Source organism: Haloechinothrix sp. LS1_15 (genome assembly GCF_033042135.1).
Lineage (GTDB): Bacteria > Actinomycetota > Actinomycetes > Mycobacteriales > Pseudonocardiaceae > Haloechinothrix.
The window spans coordinates 260291-275726 of record NZ_WBXM01000001.1; the positions used below are offsets into that span (position 1 = coordinate 260291).

17 protein-coding genes and 1 tRNA gene are annotated in these 15436 nt (G+C 66.7%); 7 read left to right on the forward strand and 11 right to left on the reverse strand.

The annotated features are described in order from the left end of the window. Positions 1-129: 129 nt before the first annotated feature. The 3 genes from F8178_RS01185 to F8178_RS01195 form a co-directional block, all read right to left on the reverse strand. On the reverse strand, positions 130-987 hold the full coding sequence (locus F8178_RS01185; protein ID WP_317492694.1) for a response regulator transcription factor: 858 nt from the start codon (positions 985-987) through the stop codon (positions 130-132). A gap of 307 nt (positions 988-1294) precedes the next feature. Next, positions 1295-2278 carry a glycerophosphodiester phosphodiesterase gene (locus F8178_RS01190; RefSeq protein ID WP_317492695.1) on the reverse strand — a complete coding sequence of 328 codons (984 nt, stop codon included), beginning with the start codon at positions 2276-2278 and terminating at the stop codon, positions 1295-1297. Positions 2279-2365: 87 nt separating this feature from the next. Further along, the gene (locus tag F8178_RS01195) at positions 2366-2911 is read right to left on the reverse strand and encodes a macro domain-containing protein (RefSeq protein WP_317492696.1); all 546 of its coding nucleotides are present in this window, start codon (positions 2909-2911) and stop codon (positions 2366-2368) included. Positions 2912-3520: 609 nt separating this feature from the next. On the opposite strand from F8178_RS01195, the gene F8178_RS01200 reads away from it, so the two are divergent. Next, positions 3521-4465 (forward strand): phosphatase PAP2 family protein, encoded by a 945-nt coding sequence (locus F8178_RS01200; protein ID WP_317492697.1) that lies wholly within the window; start codon positions 3521-3523, stop codon positions 4463-4465. 54 nt (positions 4466-4519) lie between these two features. On the opposite strand, the gene F8178_RS01205 is transcribed toward F8178_RS01200, so the two are convergent. Beyond that, entirely contained in the window at positions 4520-5104 is a 585-nt protein-coding gene (locus tag F8178_RS01205) for an HD domain-containing protein (protein WP_317492698.1), read from the reverse strand. A gap of 49 nt (positions 5105-5153) precedes the next feature. Here F8178_RS01205 and F8178_RS01210 point away from each other — a divergent pair, with 49 nt between their 5' ends. Then, positions 5154-5420: a hypothetical protein gene (locus tag F8178_RS01210; protein WP_317492699.1), complete on the forward strand. Its 267-nt coding sequence runs from the start codon at positions 5154-5156 to the stop codon at positions 5418-5420. 79 nt (positions 5421-5499) lie between these two features. After that, positions 5500-5655: a hypothetical protein gene (locus tag F8178_RS20375; RefSeq protein WP_396344947.1), complete on the forward strand. Its 156-nt coding sequence runs from the start codon at positions 5500-5502 to the stop codon at positions 5653-5655. Between the two features lie 291 nt (positions 5656-5946). Here the strand turns inward: F8178_RS20375 and F8178_RS01220 are convergent, their stop codons facing one another. Next, the gene (locus F8178_RS01220; protein ID WP_317492701.1) at positions 5947-6450 is read right to left on the reverse strand and encodes a DinB family protein; all 504 of its coding nucleotides are present in this window, start codon (positions 6448-6450) and stop codon (positions 5947-5949) included. A 111-nt stretch (positions 6451-6561) separates the two neighbouring features. Here F8178_RS01220 and F8178_RS01225 point away from each other — a divergent pair, with 111 nt between their 5' ends. Beyond that, entirely contained in the window at positions 6562-7311 is a 750-nt protein-coding gene (locus tag F8178_RS01225; protein WP_317492702.1) for a methyltransferase domain-containing protein, read from the forward strand. 3 nt (positions 7312-7314) lie between these two features. Here the strand turns inward: F8178_RS01225 and F8178_RS01230 are convergent, their stop codons facing one another. The 3 genes from F8178_RS01230 to F8178_RS01240 all read right to left on the reverse strand — a co-directional run bounded on the left by F8178_RS01230 (position 7315) and on the right by F8178_RS01240 (position 9273). Next, positions 7315-8142, reverse strand: coding sequence for a hypothetical protein (locus F8178_RS01230; RefSeq protein WP_317492703.1), 828 nt, complete (start codon positions 8140-8142; stop codon positions 7315-7317). Between the two features lie 39 nt (positions 8143-8181). Beyond that, positions 8182-8553 (reverse strand): VOC family protein, encoded by a 372-nt coding sequence (locus tag F8178_RS01235; protein WP_317492704.1) that lies wholly within the window; start codon positions 8551-8553, stop codon positions 8182-8184. Between the two features lie 81 nt (positions 8554-8634). Then, positions 8635-9273, reverse strand: a complete 639-nt coding sequence (locus tag F8178_RS01240; RefSeq protein ID WP_317492705.1) for a VTT domain-containing protein — start codon at positions 9271-9273, stop codon at positions 8635-8637. Positions 9274-9671: 398 nt separating this feature from the next. Between F8178_RS01240 and F8178_RS01245 the strand changes: the two genes are divergently transcribed. After that, positions 9672-10103: a class I SAM-dependent methyltransferase gene (locus tag F8178_RS01245; protein WP_317493050.1), complete on the forward strand. Its 432-nt coding sequence runs from the start codon at positions 9672-9674 to the stop codon at positions 10101-10103. Positions 10104-10209: 106 nt separating this feature from the next. Here F8178_RS01245 and F8178_RS01250 read toward each other — a convergent pair whose 3' ends face one another. Continuing rightward, positions 10210-10695: a GNAT family N-acetyltransferase gene (locus F8178_RS01250; protein WP_317492706.1), complete on the reverse strand. Its 486-nt coding sequence runs from the start codon at positions 10693-10695 to the stop codon at positions 10210-10212. A 153-nt stretch (positions 10696-10848) separates the two neighbouring features. After that, a tRNA-Gly gene (locus F8178_RS01255) sits at positions 10849-10922 on the reverse strand. Between the two features lie 145 nt (positions 10923-11067). Between F8178_RS01255 and F8178_RS01260 the strand changes: the two genes are divergently transcribed. Next, entirely contained in the window at positions 11068-12312 is a 1245-nt protein-coding gene (locus F8178_RS01260; RefSeq protein ID WP_317493051.1) for an oxygenase MpaB family protein, read from the forward strand. A 74-nt stretch (positions 12313-12386) separates the two neighbouring features. Beyond that, positions 12387-12980, forward strand: coding sequence for a dCTP deaminase (gene dcd, locus F8178_RS01265; RefSeq protein WP_317492707.1), 594 nt, complete (start codon positions 12387-12389; stop codon positions 12978-12980). Between the two features lie 103 nt (positions 12981-13083). Here dcd and F8178_RS01270 read toward each other — a convergent pair whose 3' ends face one another. Then, positions 13084-15330, reverse strand: coding sequence for a 4Fe-4S dicluster domain-containing protein (locus tag F8178_RS01270; RefSeq protein ID WP_317492708.1), 2247 nt, complete (start codon positions 15328-15330; stop codon positions 13084-13086). Positions 15331-15436 lie beyond the last annotated feature (106 nt).

Here is a 15436-nt window from a genome sequence, read left to right on the forward strand (position 1 = left end):
ACGGTATTACTGAGTGGTAATGAGCCGCAAGAGCAGCAAGGCCGTTGTGACGAACGCTTCCCTCGCCCAGCGGCAGCTGCTGCGTACCGGGGTGACTCTGGGTGAGGAGTCGGTGCCGGTTCGGCGAGCTCAAGCGCCGGAGGCGGCAAGGCGCACCGGAATGCCGGTCGCGCCCGTAGCGCCGGTTGCGCACTGCTCTGCCGGGGTCACTCCTGCTCGTTTGACCGCGGGCTCGTTCTCCGGCGGTGTCAGCGCCAGCAGGCCCGTGCGGAACGCGATGGTGACCGCGTGTGTGCGATCACGGGCGGACAGCTTGCGCAGGATGCTCTTGACATGCGTGCGGACGGTCTCCACCGACAGGAAGAGCACCTTGGCGATCGCGGCGTTCTCCAGGCCTTCGGCTACCAGTTGCAGCACCTGCAGCTCCCGGCGCGACAACCGCACGCGGGATTGCTCCGCGGTAGCGGTGGCGGGAGGGGCGCTGACAGTCGCCGTCTCACGGTCATGGGCCTGGGTAATCAACGCGGCCAGCGCCGGGTCGAGATACCGGCGTGCGCGTGTGGCGTGTTTGATGGCCTCCAGTACGCGGTGCGGCTCCACACAGCGCGGGGTGGCACCGTGTGCTCCCGCGGCCATGGCGGCGGCGAGGTAGCCCGAGGTGCGCTCCGCGTCTCGAATGAGCAGCACCACCCTTAGCGAGGGGTTCGCGGTCACCAGCTGCTGGGTGAGTTGGCAGTTGGGGTCGAGCCCCGAGTCGAGCAGGATCACGTCGGGCTTGACCTGCTCGGCCATGTGAGCGGCGCCTTGCCTGCTCGCCGCGTGTGCGGTGAAGCTCATCCACGGTGTCTTGTCCACCAGCGCGGTGATGCCGTCGCGGAAGAGTGGCACGGTATCGACGAGACCGAGTGACAGCGTGCGCTGCCGCTGCACCGTTCCGTTTCGCTCGTGATGTTGCCCGACTCTGCGGGGCTCGATACTACGAGTCATGCTGTCTCCCTCTCCGCGACTTCCCCTGACTGTGGTGAGACGCGCGGGCCGTTGCCAACGTGACGGACCCCTGCCGTGATACTGCTCACCGCGGTTTTCCTATTCCGTATCGTCCCGTCGGTTGTTAGGACAGCTCACGCGCCTGTCCAGCCCGGTGTACCCCTGCTAGGGGCGTATTCCACACGACACAGGTGTGGCATGGGGAATCATGACGCACTTCTCACTCGAATGGGCGAGAATAGCCTGCAACATGCAGATTGAAAAATGAGAAATGCTCATTTTTGAGAGGTTCAGATAATTGTTCCGGCTAGCCCGGGTAGCCGACTCCGCGTTCGTCGAGAAGTTCCTGCAGCATCGTAGGGCGATCGGTCATGATGCCGTCCACCCCGATGTCGAGTAGCCACTCCATTTCTTCGCGGTCGTTGATCGTCCAGACGTGGACGGCGAGCCCGTTGGCATGGGCGCGAGCCATGAAGTTCCGATCGACCACGTCGATCCCCTCGAACGAGATCGGTACCTGCAGCGCGTGGTGGCGCGGGTTCGGCAGGCCGGGCAGCGGTCCCTGCACGCTTGCCCAGAACAGCGCGGCCTGGAACGTGCCGGGGGAGGTGCTGACCTCGGTGTCGTGCCGCTTGAACCGCTCGGATGCGAGGTCGCTGAACGAGGCCACGATGGTGTCGGTATCGCGGTCGAACTCGTTCAGCAGCGCGGCTAGTTCCTCCTCGTAGGGCTCGGTGTCCGGAACGGTCGCCTTGATCTCGATCGTCAGGTAGGTGTCCGGGAACTCCTCGAGCACTTCTCGCAGTGTGGGGACGCGGAAATCGGCGGGCTCGAAATCACCGAGCGCGGGTGGGATCGTGCGGTCTCCGGTAGCGAATCCTCGGTAGGTGTAATCCCGTTCCGGCTGGCCATGGCAGGTCCCGCAACCGGGAACGAACCAGTGCGCCGCATCCAGCTGCCGGATCTCGTCCAGCGTGAGCTCGTCGACCCGGCCGCTGCCGTCGGTAGTGCGGTCCACCGTGGCGTCGTGGATCACGACTAGCTCGCCGTCGGCGGTGGCGTGGATGTCCATCTCCAACATGTCCGCGCCCTTGACCAGAGCGGTGTGGAATGCGTAGAGGGTGTTTGACGGGGCTTCGATCTCGCCGCCCTGATGGGCGATGTGCAGCACCTGCCGGTCGAGCCAGGGGTTCTCGCCGAACCAGTAGCCGTGCTGCGGCGAGGCCGCCGCAGCGGGTGCGGCGAGTGAGCACAACGCGACCGTGCACACGACGGCGAGAAGCCGGACCATGCGGCGCAACCTAGCACGCTCGTCACCCCGATGGCACCGCCGAATTGCGGACAGCTGCTCATTCGAAGGCGATACCCCGACGCAGCGCTATGTCTCCGGTAGTAACCGTTCGAGTTCCTGTCGGTGCGCCTCCATGGCTTCACGCCCGAACAGCACGAAGCGGACGCGGCGCACCGACCGCAGTCCCTCGGCTGCCTGGATCACCGTGGCCAGCGCGATCTGGGCCGCCTCCGGTAACGGGTAGCCGAACGCTCCTGTGGACAGGGCAGGGAAGGCCACACTGCCGAGCTGGTTCCGCTCGGCGAGATCGAGTGCCTGCTGGTAGCAGGATGCCAGCAGTTCGTCGGAGGGGGTGTCGACCCCGAAAACGGGGCCGAGGCAGTGGATGACGTGGCTGTTGGGAAGGCCGTGGCCACTGGTGATCACCGCGTCGCCCGGCCGGATGGGTGCCAGCGACTTGCACTCCTCTGCCAGGCCTGGACCCGCGGCACGATGGATGGCACCAGCCACCCCACCCCCCGTGCGTAGTTCCGCGTTGGCCGCGTTGACTACGGCATCGATGTCGTGCTGTTTAGTGATGTCGCCTTCGGTGACTTCGAGGATCACGTTGCCGATGGTTCGCTGCATCGTCATGCTGCTCGCCGTCCTTCTCCCCCGTGAGTTCCTGCGCGGTGACCTCGCACGCTGCGAGCCCGTGCTCGTTGTTGCACCGCAGCATACGAGCCAGGTGGGTGCGGTGCGAGCCGTTCCGGGAATCTCGTCCGGATTAGTACGGCTCCGAGGTGTATACATAGTAATCAGGTTGCCGCGTCGGAAATCGCGCACGAAGCGTTTCCGCGCCTGTACTTTTGGTGATGTCAAGCATGGGGTTGTAGCGACTCTCACGCACGACGGCGTTTTTCCTGGTCGGAGCGCTGCCCATGGCGCTGTTCCGGGCGACGTGGCCAGCGGAAACCAAGCAGAGTATCGCATTAACCCCGGTGCATGGTAGGCGCGAAACACGGATCAGATATAAAGGCAGGGTGACCAGTTGTCGGCAGGGGGTCTGGTGATCCAGGTGTATCCACGTGGGTCCGTGATTCGCGAAGCATTGGCGACCGTATGACCGATACATCACGGACGGACGCGACGTCGCGGTCGGCGTCCACACAATCCCGGTGCCGTTCGGGCGAACGGGACCGGAGCCCCGTCGCGGCACGGCAGTCGACGGGAGGGCGTACGCCTGACACGCGCGAGGCGCTGGTGACTTGGCCGCGCCTGCGGGAGATCACACGCGCGATGCTGTCCGACGGGCCCGCGATCGTACTCGCCGGGGCGTTCGTGCTGATGACTGTTCTCGCGGCTGGGCCCCTGCATTTCGTGGACACCTTTTTCAATGAGTTCCCGCGTCCGGAGATCAGCCGCGCGACGTGGCTCTTCCTCGACTACGGCCCGGACGAGATCGCGTCGAGGTTCGTCGCTATCCCCGCGCTGGGGATCGTGGCGTTGTACCTGGCGCACCGCTTCCGGAGCTGGCGCCCGCTCATCCTTGGCGCCGCTGGCGTTGTCGGCATGAGCGGGCTGGTGTGGGGTCTGAAGCTGCTGCTCGCCAGGCACCACCCCAAGACCTTCGACCCGACGTACTTCTCCGACGGCGAGGGCATCGCGTTTCCTTCGGGGCACGGTGCGAACGCGATCATGTTCTACGGGCTGATCGTGTACCTGCTGATGCGCTACAAGCTCATCGCGCAGCCCCTTGTCAGGAAGCTCATCTACGGCATCGTCGCGATCGCTGTCGTGCAGACTGCGGTGTCGGTCTTCATGCAGTTCCACTGGTTCACCGACCTGGTGGCGGGCATGATCGCCGGTGGCTTGACGCTGCGCCTGGTGATCGTGCTCGACCGCACCGTCCCACCAGGACGGACCAGGAGCTGGTGGCCGTGGCGTGAGGGCGCCGCCGCCCAGCAGCGGCGTCCCTCCCCCGCCGTTGCGGGAGATGACCGGATCCGTCCGGTTCCGAGCCCGGCACCGCGCGCGGATGCGGGGGATGGTGTGCGCGCCGCGATGGCTCGGCGGCAGGTGCTGACCTACCCGGTGCGGTGGGGAGAATCGATGGTCGGCTCGTTCCGCGACCGGGCCACCCGGAATGGCGCGCCGGTCTCCACGAACGGCGTGTACCGCGGTTCGCGGAGTCGCGAGCGCGACTGACCCGTCCCGACCTGCTCGGTCCTCATCCGGCGACGCGACAGGCCCACGCCGGTTTCACGTGTCTCCTGTCTCGGCCGCTGCCGCCCGGTTCGCCGTCTCACCGTCGAGCGTGCGGCGCAGCGCCACGATGACCTCGTCGTGAGCCGTGTACTGCTGGCCGTAACTCAGGTTGAAGCGGTAGTCGAAGCTTTCGGGATTGCGGCCCTGGACGTGCTGCAAGATCGTTTCCAGCTTGTCCAGCCCCTTGACCATCGCGGCTTCCGGCGTCGCGCCTGCCTCGTACTCGTCCCACAGCGTCACGATCTCCTCGCGAAGCCGCGACGGCAACGAACCGGTGAGGTGCAGCAGGTCCGCGCGTTCGTGCTGCGCCTTCGCGCTCCCTGCTGCCTGCTCCGGGGCAGGGATGTCGCCGTTGACCGCCTCCCCGAGGTCGTGGATGAGGCACATCCGCAGCAGCTTGGCGAGATCGATCTCCGGCCGGTGCTCGTGCAACAGGCTCGCCATCAGGCACAGCCGCCAGGTATGTTCGGCGACGCTTTCCTGACGACCCTGCGACGTGTGCGCGGTACGCGTGGTGTCCTTCAATCGCTCGGTCCGCTTGAGGAACTCGAGAATCCCGGACAGCTCTGCGGAGTCCATGAGGCCAACCGTATCGGCCCGGTAGATGTGGTCAATTAAGTTTGGGGATATGGCGACGGATGACGACCGGGTCGACCGGTTGATTGTTCAGGTGCGGGCCGTGCTTTGCTGGCACGACCCGGAAGGCTTGCTCGCGCACGGGTGCCGGGAGGACGAGTACGACCCGGAAGCGTGGGATCTCGCGGTGCTGATCCTGACTGGTCGGCCGATGACGTGCGAGCTCGTGCTCGACACCTGGGACCGGTGGTTCGGGCCGGGATCCATCCGCGTACGTGACTCGAGCAAGCCCGGCAGAGGTGGACGCGCTGATCGCTGATCCCGACGCGCTCCACTGAACCGCGCGCGCCGCCCGGCGGGTGGAATGGTGTTACGCGGCGTGTTCGCAGGTCGGGCAGGTGCAGTCGACGCAGGTGCAGCTGCTGCAAGCATCGTTGCAGCTCGCACACTGGCACTGCGCGTGGTTACACGTGGGGCAGGTGCAGTCGGCGCAGTCGCAGAGCGCACAGGAATCCGAGCAGTTCGGGCACGAGCAGGTGGTGCACTCGTCGTAGTGCACCCCGTTCTCGTCGCGGTGCTCGCGGTGCACATGCCCGTTATGCAGGTAATCCACATGGTCGCCGTGGATCACCGATGCGTGTCCGCAGCCCGGGCCGTGCGTGTGGGCATGCTCCTCGGCCGGTCGGTGTTGGGTGGGCGTCGCCATGCAGTCCTCCTCAGGTCTCGGCTAACAGCAAGCAACACCGATACTTGTATGCGTATATGTTTATGTCAATCTTGTGGGGTGCACGACCCCCTACAGGGGGACGGAAGGAAATCTCCAGGTCTGTTCGAGCGCCGGTGAGTTAGCCGGTACTGCCGTCGATCTGCTCGCGCAAGATGTCCATCTGGCCCGCGTGGCGTGCGGTTTCCTCGATGAGATGTACGTAGATCCAGCGAATCGAGACGCGGCCGAACTCGTGGTGCTCGACGGTGTCGTCGAGCGCGTACTCCGCGACCGCGGTTCGGGACGCCGCGCACGTGGCGCGGTAGTCAGCGATCACGGATGCCACGGTCTCGTTCTCGTCGAGCCGGAACTCGGTGGCTCGGTCGTGGTCGCGCACGTTGGTTCCTGCCTGCGCGCCGACCAGTTGGTGAAACCAGCCGTATTCCACCCAACGAAGGTGCTTGACGATGCCGCCTAGGTTGGTCGCCGACGGCACCAGGCTGCGACGTGCGTCCTGCTCCGAAGCCCCGGCGAGTTTGCCGACGACGGTGTCCCGGTAGTCGTCGAGGAACGCGTCTAGCGTCGCCCGCTCGCCCGCGGTGGCGACGTCTCCGATGGAGTGGGTGGGTCGCGGTTGAGTCATGACGGGAGGGTAGGTCCCCCGACCGACATCGTCGCTTTCCGCCCGCGAAACGTGTGCGCCTGCCTGGATATTCGGGCGACACTGCGGTGGATCCCGGCTAACGTGCCTGGGGTGACCAGGTTCGCCGAGTACACCGATCCCCGGCTCGTCCGGCTGTACGACGCGGTGTGTTCCGGGCGCCACGATATCGACTTCTACCTCGGGCTCGCCCGGGAATACGCCGCTTGGAGGGTCGTCGACATCGGTTGTGGCACCGGGCGGCTCGCCTGTGAGCTCGCCGCGCTCGGGTGCGAGGTGACCGGCGTCGACCCGGCACCTGCCATGATCGAGTTCGCTCGGAACCGGCCGGGAGGTACGGCCGTGCGCTGGGTCGAGGGCCACGCGGGCACGGTCGGCGAGCTTGGCGCCGACCTGGCGGTCATGACCGGCCACGTGGCACAGGTGATCGTCGATGACTGGCAGTGGCACCGCACGCTGCGGGCTGCCTGGCAAGCGCTGCGACCCGGTGGTGTGCTGGCATTCGAGTCCCGTAACCCGGACGCGTCGCGATGGACCGCTGGCGGAATGGCCCCGGAGTCGTGTCGATACGTCGATGATCCTGTGTTGGGGCGGGTGGCGGTGCGGCTGCGCGAGCTGGCGCCGCGCGGCGACCTGGCTCGCTCGCAGCTCACCTACACCCTCACCGCCACCGGCGACACGCTGACCTCCACCACCGAGCTGCGGTTCCGCAGCCGGGCCGAACTCACCCGAGCACTGGCAGGCGCGGGTTTCGCGGTCCAGCAGGTCTACGGGGACTGGGGCCGTGAGCCGGTGACTCCGTGGAGCCCCGAGCTGATCGTCGTCGCCACCCGCGACGGGTGACCGTTACTGGTCGGAGCTGCCCGCGATGCAGGCAGGCAGGGCGGTGAACCGGACGGCCGCGAGGCTCTTGTCGTCGTGGCGCTTGGCGCGCGGTAGCTCCCCGGCATCGGGATCGCCGTGCGCCTCCCACGCCTCGCAATGGTGCAGCATGTCGGCGAGCTTTCCAGTGTCCGAGTGCACCAGGTGCGGCCAGTCGTCGAGCCCGAGATGGTCCATCGTCGTGTAGGCACCGTCGGTGAGCAGCACCGCCCACGGCGCCGTGCTGACCGGATGCGAGGCGACCAGGGCGTGTTCGGCAGCCACCGGATCCGCCTCGGCGATCCAGTAGCCGCCCGGCTGGTTGCGGCGAGCCGCCTGCTGCTCCTGCAGCTCCCGCAGCAGCGCGGTGTGCTCGGAGTCGTAGCCGTGCCCGGCGGCAAGCCGCTCGCGGTACCGCCTGCGGGGTTCGAGGTCGAGGTCGTCCATCCGCGCGTCGGTGAGCACCTCCTCGGGAAGCACGATCACACTGTCACCGAGCAGCAAGAATTCGACCCGCTTGTCGAGCTCGCGGGCGATGGCGACAGTGCTCGACGGCGACCGGCCGGGAGTCAGGTCCAGCTGGCGCGCGGTGTGCTCGATCCCGTCGGCCAGCAGCCTGCGCAGATCGGCGTCGGGCGCGGCGTTCAGCGCGTCACGCAGGTAGCTGCCCAGATGGTCGGCGTAGACCGAGGCGGGTACGGGAACCGGCAGGAACGCCGAGGCCCCGTCGAGCACGACCACGGCGTGCCCTGCCGTGAAGATCTTGTCGTCGCTGTCGTGGATGGCCGGAAGCTGCGCGGTCGCCACGTGCATGCTGATCAGCCTACGCCGCTCCCGTGCGGTGCCTGGCGATCAGGAGACCTCCTGCACCGTCCGGGAGAGCAGGCAGAACTCGTTGCCCTCGGGATCGCCGAGGACCACCCAGCTGACATCGGGTCCCTGACCGACATCGACCCGGCGCGCGCCCAGCGCCTCCAGCCTGGCGAGTTCCTCGTCGAAGGTGCTGCCATCCGCCCGCAGGTCGAGATGCAGCCGGTTCTTGCTCTCCTTGCGTTCCGGGACCGCGAGGACATCGATGCGGGGCCAGCTCCCGTCGGCTGCGGCGATGCCGATCCCCTCTTCGGCCACCTCCACTACCTCCCAGCCGAGCACGGCGCACCAGAATTCAGCGACCGGGCGGGGTTGTACGGCATCGATCGCGATCACGGCGATATGGCTTGTCATAAGGGCATTCTTGCCCACAGGAAGGCTGTCCGGGCGCGATTTCGGGATGTGGTGCCCCCACCGGGCGCGCAGCCGCAGCTGCTACGGCACGTGCTGCGGTTCCGGCGCCGGCGTCACTGGGCGCTTGCGTCGTTTGCGGACAACGAGGACAGCAACCGCGATGACGATCAGCCCGAGGACAACCAGGCTGCCGTATTCCAGAGCTTCCTCGATCCGGCGGGCAGCGGCCCCGGCGAGCGCGCCCAGCGCGATGTGCAGCGCGCACCAGCTGACACCGGCGAGCGTGGCGGCGGGAAGGAACCGGCGAAGCGGCAGCCCGGCCGCCCCAGCGGCGGCAGGCACCAGCGAGCGCATCACCGGCAGGTAGATCGCGATCATGACGGCGAGCGGGCCGCGCCTGCGCAGGAAAGCGGTGGCGCTGTCCCAGCTGCCCGCCCCGTAGCGGCGGATGAGCGTGGACTGGCGGATGCGCGGACCGAGAAAGTAACCGAGCGCGTACCCGATGCAGTACCCGGCGACCGCGAAGATCGAGGTCACCATCCACGTGGCGATGAACCGCTCCGGGCTGGTGGCGGTCGTCCCGACGAGTAGCAGGGCCGACTCGCCCGGCGCGATCATGCCGAGGCCCACGGTCGTCTCCGCGCCCACGAGCAGCGCAGCGACCAGGATCAGCAGTTTCGGCGGCAGGCTGGCCAGCCACGCGAGGAAGTCAGCGATCACTCGAGGGCCCTATCGCGGTCCGGTCTCGACCACACGCCGCAGGCAACGTGCGCCGCTCGGCCGCTGCCCCTTCGCGACGATCCGGCGACAGCGTTATCCCCGGTCATCCCTGCTCAGCGTGTGTGGAGTATCGACAGCGACTATACGTGGCTCGCGGCAGCGTGCAGGTGTGATGCGCGTCAACCCCACCCGAGCCTGGGGTGAAATCCGTGCAACGGCGATCGCGGGTGGAGGTCGTGGGTAGTGGAGCGTTATGATCCGGCCTCCTCGGAGCGGGTGGCCGCGTACGATGAGCCAGCGTGAGCGAGGCTGATTTTCTTGCCCGGACCCGCGCGTCCTACGACACGCTGGCTGCGGACTACGCGGCACACTTCCGTGACGAGCTGGATGCCAAGCCGATGGACCGGGCGCTGCTCGGCTGTGTCGCCGAGCTCGTGCGGGCGGACGCCACGGGGCCGGTCGCCGATGTCGGTTGCGGCCCAGGGCGCATCACAGCGCACCTGCACGCGCTCGGGGTACCGACCTTCGGTATCGACCTGTCACCACAGATGATCGCCGCCGCTCGCCGGAGTTATCCGGAGCTGGGGTTCGAGGAGGGGTCGATGGCCACGCGGACACGGTCGGTGTGTGTCACGAAGTGGGTGCGCTGTGCGAGGCGTACAAACGAGGGCGCACCGTCGTGGCCTCGGTGTGCGTCGTCCGCTCGGAACCTGACGCCGCTTTCTGGATCCTCAGCCCGTGCGGGCTCTGCCAGGAGCGTCTGTTCGCATACGGTCCCGACGTCGAGGTGGCGGTTCCCGAGCCGGACGATGTCACGCGGTACCGCATGATGCCGTTACGGGCGCTGCAACCGCATTGGTGGGCGCGTGTGTTCGCCGACGAACCGTGGCCGTACCCATCACAGGCTGGGCAGGAGGGATAGCGGGTCCGTCACACCTACCCTGCGATCCGGCCGGATGATGGTGGCACTTCGGCTTGGAGTAGCCGAGGGGAGTTGACGAACCGCTGCCGCTCGTACATCGGCACCGCCCGGTCGCTGGAGTGGACGGTGACACGTTCCACCCCGGCTTCGCGTGCCAACCGCATGATGGCTTCGATGAGCCGGCCGCCATGACCACGATCCCGCTCGTGCGGGACCACGTACACACTCTGTACGTCGCCGGATGAGCGCTCGACCGATCGCGGGGTCGGTACGCGCGGAACGATCGCCAACCACGCCATGCCGATGATCTCGCTGCCGCGAAGCATGACTACGGCCCGGTGTGACCGCCGGTTCCGTTGGGCCCACAGCACGAAGCTGTGAACGAACTCGTCGTGGTTGATGGTAGGTGTTCGACCGTTTTCCAAGTCCCATTGCCAGCGAAACTCGGCGAGCGTGGCGAGCTCATCGTCGTTCGGAGGGCGGACTGCGAGATCGTCCATGCGGTCAGTGTGCGACAAGCGATCGCCTGCGTGCTGCCCGGCTCTGCGGTCGCGCGCAGGACGGCGCAGCGGGGCGCGTGGGGCACCCGTCGCAGTGCACAAACGAAACCCCCAGGTCTGGTGTGGACACCTTCCGACCTGGGGGTTTTGTGGTGGAGCGGATGACGGGAATCGAACCCGCGTTCTCAGCTTGGGAAGCTGATGTTCTACCATTGAACTACATCCGCACGTCGCCCCATAGGATACACAGTTCGGCGACCCGGAGATCAACCCCCTCCCCGGTGAGAACTCGTTCACGTCTTGACCTGGACTCGATAAGTGACAACACTTGTTGTCTCAAGCAGAATCGTGTCGCGGAAGGCAGGTCGTGCGATGGTCACCGAGGTTGTTGCGGGGAGTGGTTCTGACGTGCGGCTGCCGGACCCCGAGCTGTTCCGGCAGGGTCCGTTGCGCCTGGCGAAGGCGCTGTGGAGCACTGGTGATCTGCGCGCAGAGCCTGCCCAGCTGCGGCGATTGCGCGGTTATGCCGAGGCAGGCGACCCGCCTGCGGACGCGCTCGTGCGGATGATTGATGCGATGCCGCACGGGCGTGGTCATGCGCTGTTCGAGCAGGCACTGACGCAAGGTATCGCCAGCGTGCACGACGCGCCGGACGAGCTGGTGGCGTTCTTCGCCGATGTCGAGGCCACCCCGTACTGGGTGGATCCGGCACGCCTTGACCGGGGAGCGCGCGCCATCACCAGGACCGGACTGCTGGGGATGTTCCCGCTCGCCGACATGTCGCTCATGGGTGGTTATCTCGCCTCGCGCGCCGCCAAGACGCTGGTCGCGACCGGCGATCTGGAGTACACCGCCCCCAAACGCCTGATCGAGACCGCCACCTGGTGGCTGGATGTCACGACTCCGGGCGCGATGCGGCACGGCGCCATCGGGTACTGCTCCGCGCTACGCGTGCGGCTGGTGCACGCACATGTACGCGCGGCCATGCAGCGTCGGAAGGATTGGGACTACGAAGCCTGGGACCATCCCGTCAACCAGGTGCAGACTGTTGGCACGCTGCTACTGTTCTCCCAGGTGTTCGTGCTCGGTACGCAGATGCTCGGCATCCGCTACAGCAAGCGGGAGCGTGACGACATCCTCCACCTGTGGCGCTACATCGGGTGGCTGATGGGGGTGGACGAAGGGTTGCTGCCCGCCACCGAAGAGGACGCCTGGCGGATGCTGTGGCTGCTGGCTGCGACAGAGTTCATCCCAGACGACGATTCCAAGCGCCTGGCCAGCGCGCTGCTGGAGACACACGGCGGCGTCGCTGAGCGCTTCGGCGCGCTCGGCGAGCTGGTGGGAGGCGCGTCGATCGCGCTGCATTCGGCGATCAGCCGGATGCTCATCGGTGACCGCAACGCGGATTACCTCGATCTGCCGAAGCAGCCGCTCGCGCAGGTGGTGGTGCTGGGTCTGGCTTCGGCCAACTTCGTGGTCGAGACGGTGCGCAAGCGGGTACCGGGCGCGACGTTGTTGCAGGAGAAGGTGGGTGCGATCGCGCGGACGCAGTACGCCCGCCAGCTGGGCAGACTGGTGGACCTCGATCAGAGTTATGCCTCCCATATGGCAGGCTAGGGAGCCGAACGTGACGTCCGTTCCGTCTACGGCCCTGAACGTCACGTTCGGCTCCACCCCACCAGGGAGTTGATGTGCTGCTCAGTGATCGCGACCTCCGCAAGGAAGTCGAGGCAGGCAGGCTCGGCCTGCACCCGTACGACACCGAGATGGTGCAGCCTGCCAGCATCGACGTGCGCCTCGACCGGTACTTCCGGGTATTTGACAACTCCAAGTACACCCATATCGACCCGGCGCTGCAGCAGGACGAGCTGACCTCCCTCGTCGAGCAGGAGGGCGACGACCCGTTCGTGCTGCATCCAGGGGAGTTCGTGCTGGCCTCGACATTCGAGCAGGTCACCCTCCCCGACGATCTGGCAGGCAGGTTGGAGGGTAAGTCCTCCCTTGGCAGGCTCGGCCTGCTGACCCACTCCACTGCTGGCTTCATCGACCCGGGCTTCACCGGGCACATCACCCTGGAGCTGTCGAACGTGGCGAACCTGCCGATCACACTGTGGCCCGGCATGAAGATCGGCCAGCTCTGCCTGTTCCGGCTGTCCAGCCCCGCCGACTTCCCGTACGGCACGGCCGAGGCGGGTTCCCGGTACCAGGGGCAGCGTGGACCAACCCCGAGCAGGGCCTACAAGAACTTCCACCGCTCCGACACCAGCAGGCAGGAGAGGCAGTAGCGCAGTCGCGCGGCGACCCGCAGCGGGATTCACAAGCGAAAACAAGGGGCGCGTGGTGGCCCGTAAGGCCTGCCACGCGCCCCTTGTTCGCTGGGGTTGGCGGTCAGGTCGTCGTAGCTGAACCGTCCCCGCCGCCTGCTTCGAGGTCGGGAGCACCGGTGGGCACTGACGCCTCGCGCTGCTCGCTTCGCTTCACCGACTCCAGCAGCAGCTGGGCAACGTCGACGACCTGGACGTTCTCTGCGGTGCCCTCGTTCTCCCGCTGCGTCACGCCGTCGCCGAGCATCACCCGGCAGAACGGGCAGCCGGTCGCGATCTTCGACGGCGCGGTGCCCAGTGCCTCGTCGACTCGTTCCACGTTGATGCGCTTGCCGATGTGCTCTTCCATCCACATGCGGGCACCACCGGCACCGCAGCACATCGAGCGGTCGCCGTGCCTCGGCATCTCGCGGAACTGCGCGCCGGAGGCCTCCACCAGGTCGCGGGGCGCCTCGTAGACCTTGTTGTGCCTGCCGAGGAAGCACGGGTCGTGGTAGGTCACGCCCTCGGAGACCGGGGCGACCGGGGTGAGGCGTTTCTCCCGCACCAACCGGTTGAGCAACTGCGTGTGGTGCACCACCTCGTACTGGCCGCCCAGCTCGGGGTACTCGTTGGCCAGCGTGTTGAAGCAGTGCGCGCAGGTCACCACGATCTTGCGCTGTAGCGGCTCCACATCCTCGAAGACCGAGTTGAGCACCTCGACGTTCTGCTGCGCCAGCATCTGGAACACGAACTCGTTCCCCGCGCGGCGGGCGGGGTCACCCGTGCAGGTCTCCTCCGCGCCGAGCACCTTGTACTTCACACCTGCGATGTGCAGCAGCTCGGCCACCGCCTTGGTGGTCTTCTTCGCGCGGTCCTCGAACGCGCCCGCGCAGCCGACCCAGAACAGGTACTCGGCATCGCCCCACTCGCCGTCGAACACCGGCACCTCGAAGTCGAGCTCCTTGGTCCACTCCAACCGGTCCTTCGCGTTCTGGCCCCAAGGGTTGCCTTTGTTCTCCAGGTTCTTGAACATCCCGCCGAGTTCGGTCGGGAAGTTCGACTCGATCATCACCTGGTAGCGCCGCATGTCGACGATGTGGTCGACGTGCTCGATGTCCACCGGGCACTGCTCCACGCACGCACCACAGTTGGTGCAGGACCACAGCACCTCGGGATCGATCACGCCCATCTCCTCGGGGCCACCGACCAGCGGGCGCTCCGCCTCGGCCAGCGCGAGCGCGTCGATGTTCTCGTGGCCGTTCCCCTGGGTGAGACCGATCTCCTCACCCATCATGTCCTTCTTGCCACCAGCCTGCAGGTACGGCGCCTTGGCGTAGGCGTGGTCGCGAAGCTGGGTGATCAGCATCTTCGGCGACAGCGGCTTACCGGTGTTCCATGCGGGGCACTGGTCCTGGCACCGGCCGCACTCGGTGCAGGTGGTGAAGTCCAGCCAGCCCTTCCAGCTGAAGTCCTCCACCTGACCGGCACCGAAGACGTCCTTCTCGGGGTCGGCCTCCTCGAAGTCGATCGGCTTGCCGCCGGAGAGCATCGGCTTGAGCTTGCCGAGTGCCTCGCTGCCGTCGTCCTCGCGCTTGAAGTAGATGTTGAAGAAGGCGCTGAACCGGTGCCAGGCGACGCCCATGGTGAGGAACCGGGCGACGACGATCAGCCAGATCATGCCGCTCATCAACTTCACGAAGGCGGCCACCGACACCCACACGGGGTCGGACGGCATGAGTTCCGAGAGCGGCTGGGTGAGGAAGCTGCTCCACAGCGGCTGGTCCTTGATCCCGGAGGCGAACTGGAAGGTCCGCACGCCGATGAAGCCGAGCCCCTCGATGATGACCACGGCCTCCACGAAGTAGGCCTGCCAGAAGTTGGAGCCCGCGAACCGCGACTGGCGGTCGGCGCGCCGTGGGTGGTTGAGCTGGCGGATGACGACCAGCGCCACACCACCGGCCACGGTGCCGATGCCGAGCAGCTCGACGATCAGGCCCCATACAGCCCAGTCGCCGATGATCGGCCAGTGGAACTCGGGGTAGAAGACCTCGCCGTAGGCTTCGAACAGCACGATGGCGCCGAGGATAAAGCCCCACATCACCAGCCAGTGCCACGGACCCACGTGGCGGAGCTTGTTCATCTTGGTGTGTGCGGCGAACTCCTTGAGCATGTTCAGCAGCCGCGGCAGGAACGGCCCGTTACGGCTGGAGTCCGGCTGTCCGAGCTTGATCGTGCGGACGATGCGCATGATCGCGCCGATGAACATCGCCCACGCGACGATGCTCACCGCGACAGCGATCCCGCCGAGCGTGATCTCTACAGCACCCATGGGGCGGCGCCTTTCGTTCGGGCTTGATGGCTTCGTGGTGGGTTGGAGCGTAACGCTTCCTACCGATCAGTAGTTCATGAGCGAACCCTAAGTCCCACCGATGTGG

What these genes read in the sequence shown, in the direction of transcription:
- F8178_RS01190 (WP_317492695.1), bottom strand. Translation starts at nt 2,278, where the DNA reads ATGGTCCGGCTTCTCGCCGTCGTGTGCACGGTCGCGTTGTGCTCACTC.
- F8178_RS01270 (WP_317492708.1), bottom strand. Translation starts at nt 15,330, where the DNA reads ATGGGTGCTGTAGAGATCACGCTCGGCGGGATCGCTGTCGCGGTGAGC.
- F8178_RS01245 (WP_317493050.1), top strand. Translation starts at nt 9,672, where the DNA reads ATGGACCGGGCGCTGCTCGGCTGTGTCGCCGAGCTCGTGCGGGCGGAC.
- F8178_RS01250 (WP_317492706.1), bottom strand. Translation starts at nt 10,695, where the DNA reads ATGGACGATCTCGCAGTCCGCCCTCCGAACGACGATGAGCTCGCCACG.
- F8178_RS01235 (WP_317492704.1), bottom strand. Translation starts at nt 8,553, where the DNA reads ATGACAAGCCATATCGCCGTGATCGCGATCGATGCCGTACAACCCCGC.
- F8178_RS01230 (WP_317492703.1), bottom strand. Translation starts at nt 8,142, where the DNA reads ATGCACGTGGCGACCGCGCAGCTTCCGGCCATCCACGACAGCGACGAC.
- F8178_RS01260 (WP_317493051.1), top strand. Translation starts at nt 11,068, where the DNA reads ATGGTCACCGAGGTTGTTGCGGGGAGTGGTTCTGACGTGCGGCTGCCG.
- F8178_RS01210 (WP_317492699.1), top strand. Translation starts at nt 5,154, where the DNA reads ATGGCGACGGATGACGACCGGGTCGACCGGTTGATTGTTCAGGTGCGG.
- F8178_RS01185 (WP_317492694.1), bottom strand. Translation starts at nt 987, where the DNA reads ATGACTCGTAGTATCGAGCCCCGCAGAGTCGGGCAACATCACGAGCGA.
- F8178_RS01205 (WP_317492698.1), bottom strand. Translation starts at nt 5,104, where the DNA reads ATGGACTCCGCAGAGCTGTCCGGGATTCTCGAGTTCCTCAAGCGGACC.
- F8178_RS01195 (WP_317492696.1), bottom strand. Translation starts at nt 2,911, where the DNA reads ATGACGATGCAGCGAACCATCGGCAACGTGATCCTCGAAGTCACCGAA.
- F8178_RS01220 (WP_317492701.1), bottom strand. Translation starts at nt 6,450, where the DNA reads ATGACTCAACCGCGACCCACCCACTCCATCGGAGACGTCGCCACCGCG.